The sequence below is a fragment of the Verminephrobacter aporrectodeae subsp. tuberculatae At4 genome (assembly GCF_000193225.1).
GTDB lineage: Bacteria > Pseudomonadota > Gammaproteobacteria > Burkholderiales > Burkholderiaceae_C > Acidovorax > Acidovorax aporrectodeae.
Genome location: NZ_AFAL01000948.1, coordinates 1 through 6507 on the forward strand (window position 1 = coordinate 1; position 6507 = coordinate 6507).

General features: G+C 60.0%; 9 protein-coding genes. 7 read left to right on the top strand and 2 right to left on the bottom strand.

The features are described from left to right. On the bottom strand, positions 1-324 hold a 324-nt coding region (locus VTU_RS0122405; protein ID WP_010109516.1), incomplete at its 3' end, for a TatD family hydrolase. 134 nt (positions 325-458) lie between these two features. Between VTU_RS0122405 and VTU_RS0122410 the strand changes: the two genes are divergently transcribed. Next, positions 459-1097: an MBL fold metallo-hydrolase gene (locus VTU_RS0122410; protein WP_010109518.1), complete on the top strand. Its 639-nt coding sequence runs from the start codon at positions 459-461 to the stop codon at positions 1095-1097. A gap of 40 nt (positions 1098-1137) precedes the next feature. Here the strand turns inward: VTU_RS0122410 and VTU_RS0122415 are convergent, their stop codons facing one another. Continuing rightward, on the bottom strand, positions 1138-1983 hold the full coding sequence (locus tag VTU_RS0122415; RefSeq protein WP_050809556.1) for a M48 family metallopeptidase: 846 nt from the start codon (positions 1981-1983) through the stop codon (positions 1138-1140). Between the two features lie 209 nt (positions 1984-2192). Between VTU_RS0122415 and VTU_RS0122420 the strand changes: the two genes are divergently transcribed. The 6 genes from VTU_RS0122420 to VTU_RS0122435 all read left to right on the top strand — a co-directional run. Then, positions 2193-3566 (top strand): AmpG family muropeptide MFS transporter, encoded by a 1374-nt coding sequence (locus tag VTU_RS0122420; RefSeq protein WP_010109522.1) that lies wholly within the window; start codon positions 2193-2195, stop codon positions 3564-3566. A 206-nt stretch (positions 3567-3772) separates the two neighbouring features. Beyond that, positions 3773-4024 (top strand): hypothetical protein, encoded by a 252-nt coding sequence (locus VTU_RS0122425; protein WP_010109523.1) that lies wholly within the window; start codon positions 3773-3775, stop codon positions 4022-4024. A 100-nt stretch (positions 4025-4124) separates the two neighbouring features. Continuing rightward, complete coding sequence (locus VTU_RS33240) at positions 4125-4625, top strand: hypothetical protein (protein WP_138928007.1); 501 nt, start codon at positions 4125-4127, stop codon at positions 4623-4625. Positions 4626-4805: 180 nt separating this feature from the next. Next, a complete protein-coding gene (locus VTU_RS33245) occupies positions 4806-5336 on the top strand; it encodes a hypothetical protein (protein WP_138928008.1) in 531 nt (176 codons plus the stop codon). A gap of 422 nt (positions 5337-5758) precedes the next feature. Continuing rightward, complete coding sequence (locus VTU_RS29960) at positions 5759-6055, top strand: DUF1493 family protein (protein ID WP_010109525.1); 297 nt, start codon at positions 5759-5761, stop codon at positions 6053-6055. Positions 6056-6317: 262 nt separating this feature from the next. After that, the coding region (locus VTU_RS0122435; protein WP_138928010.1) for a response regulator at positions 6318-6507 on the top strand (190 nt) is incomplete at its 3' end.

A 6507-nucleotide genomic window follows, 5' to 3' on the forward strand; every position in this document is an offset into this window, starting at 1 on the left:
GTCCGGGTCGGGGACGAAGTAATCCAGGCCGATTTCTCCGATCGCCACCAGGCGCGGGTCGGCGTGGTGCTGCTCCAGCGCCCGGGCCAGGAGCGCCAGATCGTCGTCCGCCGCCAGCCCGGTGCAAAGCGGGTGGATTCCCAGTGCGTAGCTGTCCCCGTGCCGCTGCGCGAGCAGACGCACCGCGTCCCAGTTGCTGCGCGCCACGGCCGGAATCACGCAGTGGCGCACCCCCTGCGCGGCAGCCTGGCTGCGCTGCGCGTCGCGGTCGGCGTCGAACGCGGTCGCGTCGAGGTGGCAGTGGGTGTCGATCCAGGCGCTCATGCGGCGGTGATCCCTGCGCGGTGGCGGACATTCCGTCCCGCCCCGGCGGCCGCGCGCAGCGTGGGCCTTGCGCCCGGCTGGAATAAACTGCGGCCTGGATTTTGCGAACGTGTCATCCACCCATTTTGTCCCGCATGCTGCGCTACCTCACCGTCCCCGTGACCGCTTTTGAGCAAAACTGCTCCATCCTGTGGTGCGATGCCACCGGCAAGGCCGCCGTGATCGATCCCGGGGGCGATCTGGACAAGCTGCTCGCAGAAATTCAGCGCCTGGGGCTCGCACTGGAGCAGATATGGCTCACGCACGCCCATATCGACCACGCCGGCGGCACGGGCGCGCTCGCGCAGCGCCTTGCATTGCCCATCGTCGGGCCGCACCCCGGGGACCAGTTCTGGATCGACGGCCTGCCGCAGCAAAGCGCGATGTTCGGCTTTCCCCCGGCGCAGCATTTCACGCCCACGCGCTGGCTGTACGACGGCGATCAGGTACGCATCGGCAACGAGGCGCTGAATGTGCGCCACTGCCCGGGCCACACGCCCGGCCATGTGGTGTTCCACGCGCCGCAGATCGACCGCGCCTTTGTCGGCGACGTGCTGTTTGCCGGCAGCATCGGCCGCACGGACTTCCCCCAGGGCAACCACCAGCAGCTCATCGACAGCATCACCGGGCGCCTGTGGCCCATGGGCGACCAGACGGTTTTCATCCCCGGGCATGGCCCCGAGAGCAGCTTTGGCCAGGAGCGCAGAAGCAATCCCTACGTGGGCGGAAGCTGAGGCGCGCCGACCCGGCCATTGCCTCTTGTCAACAGAGCTGTCAGCCGCTGCGCCGCGCGGCCTCGTACAGGCCCTGCACCTTGGGCAGGTTCTGCTCCAACTCGCGGATGCGCTCGGGCCCCGAGGGGTGGGTGGACAGAAAAGCCAGCCCGCTCTGTTTGTCCCCGGTGGCTTGGCCCATCTTCTTCCACAGACTCACGGCCGCCGAGGGCGGGTAGCCGCCACGTGCGGCGAGTTCCAGGCCCACCAGATCAGCTTCGCGCTCGTCCGAGCGGCTGAACTGCAGGGTAAGCAGCTGCCCGCCCAGGTCGGCCGCGGCCCGACCCAGGTCGCCCAAGCCGAGCCATTGCGATCCCAGGCGCAGCGCCAGGTGGGTGCCCTGCGTCTTGGCGATGCGTTCGCGCGCGTGCTCCCGCAGGGCGTGCGCCATCTCGTGGCCCATGACCATGGCGACCTCGGCGTCGCTGAGTTTGAGCCGCTCCAGGATTGCGCTGTAGAACACGATCTTGCCGCCCGGCATGCAGAAGGCGTTGATCTGCTCGTTGGCAATGAGGTTCACCTCCCAGCGCCACTGGCGCGCGCGCCCGTTCCAGGCTGCGGTGTGCGCAATCAGCCGGCGCGCAATGCTGCGCAGGCGCTGCAACTGCGGGTGCTCCTGCGGCGCGAGTGCGCGCCTGTCCCGGGCCTGCGCCAGCATGTGCTGGTACTGCCGGGCGGCGGCGGCCTCCAATGTGTCCGCGGGCACCAGCTTGCGCAGGGAGGACGACGGGCCCACGTCCACCTGCGCCAGCGCCGGGGCGGCCACGCCAACTCCCGCTGCCAGCAGAAACGCACGGCGCGCGGACCCAGGAGGCACAACACAGGAAGCGGGACAGAACAGGCACATGGAGGAACCTGCAGGAACGCGCGGCCGCTGCAGGATGTCTGCGATGATAGGACAAGCTGCGCGCCCTGCCCCCGCGCCTGCGCGCCTGCGCGCCCCGGAGGAAATGTAAGTCCGGAGTCAGAAAATTCACGGAAGCCGGGGCGATGATAGGACACGCCGTGCACGCAGCCCCGCTGCAATCCTGCGCACGACCCACCCCCTGAATACCCATGCCAGACAACTCCCGCGAATACACCGCTGCCCAGGCATCCCCCCGCACCCCATGGCTCGAGACACTGCGCGTGTACCTGGAGCCTGCGAGCCTGCGCATGCTCGCGCTCGGGTTTTCCGCCGGACTTCCGCCGCTGCTGGTGCTGGGCACGCTGAGCTTTCGCCTGCGCGAGGCGGGAATCAACCGCAGCACCATCGGCTACCTGAGCTGGGTGGGCCTGGCCTACGGCTTCAAGTGGCTGTGGGCGCCACTCGTGGACCACATGCCGATTCCGCTGCTCACGCGCCTGCTGGGCCGCCGCCGCAGCTGGCTGCTGCTGGCGCAAGGTCTGGTGACGGCGGGCCTGGTGGGAATGGCGCTGACCGACCCGCACCAAGCGCTCGGGCCCATCGTGGGCTGCGCGCTGGCGGTGGCGTTCGGCTCGGCCACGCAGGACATTGCGCTCGACGCATTCCGCATCGAATCGGCGCACACCGACCGGCAGGCAGCACTCGCCGCCGCGTACATGAGCGGCTACCGCCTGGCCATGATCTGGGCCGGCGCGGGCGTGCTGTGGATCGCCGCGCGCGCGCAGGACGCGGCCACCATCGGACAGGCCGTAGCGCAGGACGCGGCGGCGCACCAGAACGGCGCGTGGCGCGTGGCGTATCTGGCCATGGCCGCGTCGATGGCCGTGGGCTGGGTCACCGTGCTGTTCTCGCACGAACCCGCGCCGGTGCAGCGCCCCCCCGCGAAGAATGCGGTGCAGTGGATCCAGGACGTGCTGCTCGGCCCGTTCACCGACTTTTTTCAGCGCTACGGCTGGTATGCCATGCTCATCCTGGCGCTGATCGCCATGTACCGCATCAGCGACGTGGTGCTGGGCGTCATGGCCTACCCCTTCTATGTGGACCAGGGCTTCAGCAAGGACGAGGTGGCGGCCGTGTCCAAGATCTACGGCGTCTTCATGACCCTGGCGGGCGCCTTTGCGGGCGGCGTGCTGACGCTGCGCCTTGGCGTGATGCGCACCCTGATGCTGGGGGCCCTCCTGAGCGCGTCAACCAACCTGCTGTATGTCTGGCTCGCAGGCCGCGGGCACGACCTGTCCGCGCTGATTACCGTGGTGTCGATCGACAACCTGGCCGGCGGCATCGCCTCGTCCGCCTTCATCGCCTACCTGTCGAGCCTGACGAACGTGCGCTACTCGGCCACGCAGTACGCGCTGTTCAGCTCGGTCATGCTGCTGCTGCCCAAGTTCGTCGCGGGCTTCTCGGGCCGCTATGTCGATACGTTCGGCTATGCGCAGTTCTTCAGCGTCGCCGCCCTGCTGGGGCTGCCGGTGCTGGTGCTCATATGGCTGGTTTCAAGATTTGAAAAGACGGATGGCGCATAACTACTCGGCCCCCTCGGCGTAGGCCCGCAGGTCAACCACACCGAAGCGGAAATCCGCTACGACACGGGGCGGTTTGTTCAACGTGGAAGCGTTCAAGAGCCGAACCCCGGGTCAGCAAATCACCCTGAGCCTGACCAATAGTTACCAAGACGCAAAAGACCGAAGGAACAAGAACGACCCGTTACCACCACGACAGCGACAACCGTTTGATCGAGGTGCAAAATGGAGATGAAAACACCGTAGCCCGTTATGGCTACGACCCCATGAACCGGTGCATCTGGAAAGAACAGTACCGTGACAAGACAGGGCAACTTCTGGCTCCGGCCATGCGCACATACTCCCTGTATGCCGGCGGGGAAATGCTCGCCAAAGCCACACAGACCCTGGAGATCCCCGCCGACCAATCCATCAGCGCCAGTCATGCTCCGGGCATATTTATTTTCCAAAGGCCTGGGTGATGAGTTACCGCTCCCTCATCAGGGATTTATATAAATTTTTGGATTCTGAAAATGCAGGAAGAAAAGGAAACACCTTATGTGTCAAATGATTCGTCTATGCATGGCATGGTTTTTTGTCGGAATCGTCATCATTCCCACAACAGTTTTTGCTGATAACGATCCCCGCCCCGGTTCTCAGGCTGCATTGAACATCTTGGTTCATAGTTATCGGCGCACAATCATCGAGTTGGTGGAGTTTCAGGAAAAAAACCAAGGAATTTCGGGTTTTGATCCTTTCACAAGCTATGAAGAGCAGATTTTAGCGACCATAGTATTGGGTTTGGACAATATAGACAACAACGCAGCAAACCAACTGGTGTTTGATTTGTCTGGAGTATATTTTGGAGAAGCTCCAGCAGCCGTGTTTTCATGTCTTGTCCAGCGCAAAGGAAGAAAATTAATGAAGTATCTTAAAAAAGGACAATCTCTGACCAGTTGGTGCATCAAGGAATTGCCTGCAAAGGTTTGTCACGAAGAAAAGCATGCACTCTCAAACTTGCTTGGAGATATTGAAAGAGAAAGTTATTTGGAATGTGATCTGCCCATTTATGCTTATCAATAGGATTTACACAAACCAAGCTCATCCAGCACTCAACTTGGACTTTTGTTTTCAGTTCATGTGAAGACCATGGGTGCGCTGGGCTGGATCATTTCATATAAACAACCTATCAGGATTTAATCCAATAAATACTCTTTTTGCATTGTTATATTGAACATTATATTTCCTCCAAGGTTGCACATTATGTATCAATTGATTCGTCTATGCATTGCATGGTTTTTTTCCGGCATTTTCATCATCCCCACAACAGTCTTTGCTGATATCGATCCTCGCCCTGGGTCTCAGTCCGCATTGAACGGCTTAGTTCATTATTACGGCCTTATAGTTAACGAAATGGTGACGTTTGAGGCAGAAAACAAAGAGGCTCTGGCTTCTGACCTCTATTTGAACTATCGGAGCTATCGAGAGCAAGTCCTGGTGACTGTGCTAAGGGGCTTGGATAACATAAACAACAGCGCTGCAGATCAACTGGTGTTTGATTTGTCGGGGGTGTCCTTTGGCGAAACTACAGCCCCCCTGTATTCATGTCTTGTTCAGCGCAAAGCCAGGAAATTAGCAAAGTACCTGAAAAAAGGACGTTCGCCGACCGAATGGTGCACCAAAAAACTACCTGCAATTGCAGCGGTTTGCCGCAAGGAAAAAGATGCACTCCTGCTTTTGCGGGATAATATAAAAAGAGTAAATTCAAAATGTGATTTTCCGCTCTATCCATAAATCATAATAAAGTAGTCAGTGGGCATCTCCTGGGGCGCAATTTCCGAAAGAAAACTCCTCCCGGCATAGCGGACTGCTCACGGGCAATATGTTTCCAACGGGCTTCTTGCCGGTTTTTGCTTCTATCGTTTCGGAGGGGTTGTCTCGGCGCAAGTAGGCCAACGAGGGAGCCCCACAGGCGCAGGTCGGGGTGGAGATCGCCCCGTTCGAAGGCGAGATCGTCAAAATAGCCCGCCGGCGAAAACCACCAGCGCCGTGCTGGATTTTCCGGAGCGCTTGGATTGCAATAGACTCCCTTTTTGAAAACGCTTGTTTTGCGATTGATGCCTATGAAAGATGAATTATCCAACGAACTGTGCGAGTACCTCCGTAAATTCGGTCTGTCAAAAAGGAAGGTCGCGCAATGCAACAGTAGCACACGCATGTATCACGACCTCGGTCTCTATGGTGAGATGGCAGAGGATTTCCTTGATGATCTGGGGGAACTGCACCATATTGACTTCGGCGTTGACTTCGGCGATTTTGAGTTCGACAAATTCTTCCCGCGAGAGTTCGGATGCAAGAACTGGTTTACGATGACACTGATTTTGTTTGTGCCTTTTGTCGGTACGACTCTCAGGGAACGCCATGATTATTTACCGCTGACACTGGGGATGGTTGATGAAGCGATACGCACGAAGTGCTGGCGACTGGTAAAAATGAATGATAAAGAATGGTAACTACTCAGCCTTTCCGCACCGCGACAAGTGACTTATCGACGATACCCGTATCGATCCACACTGCGGTACCTCCTCTGACAAAAGGCCGGCAATGTACGCCGTCTGTTCGCAGTGGACGGAGGCGCCCGTGTCACCGTTGCGCGCAAACGTCAGCGCGCTATGTGGTCCGGGATTTATGCAACAACGCCCCTATTCAGACCCATGCCCCGTTGGACAAGGCTCGGAACTGTTGCACGACATTGCAGCCCACTACACTGCGCGCATGCACGCGCAACTGTTGATGATCGAAGACGACGCCCGCCTCGCGCAGATGGTGGGCGAGTATCTGGGTCTGTCGGGCCTGCGGGTCATGCACCGCGCCGACGGCGCAAGCGGCCTGGCCCAGTTGCAGGGGGCCGGATCGGGCGCGCTTCCCGACCTCGTGATCCTGGACCTGATGCTGCCCGACATGG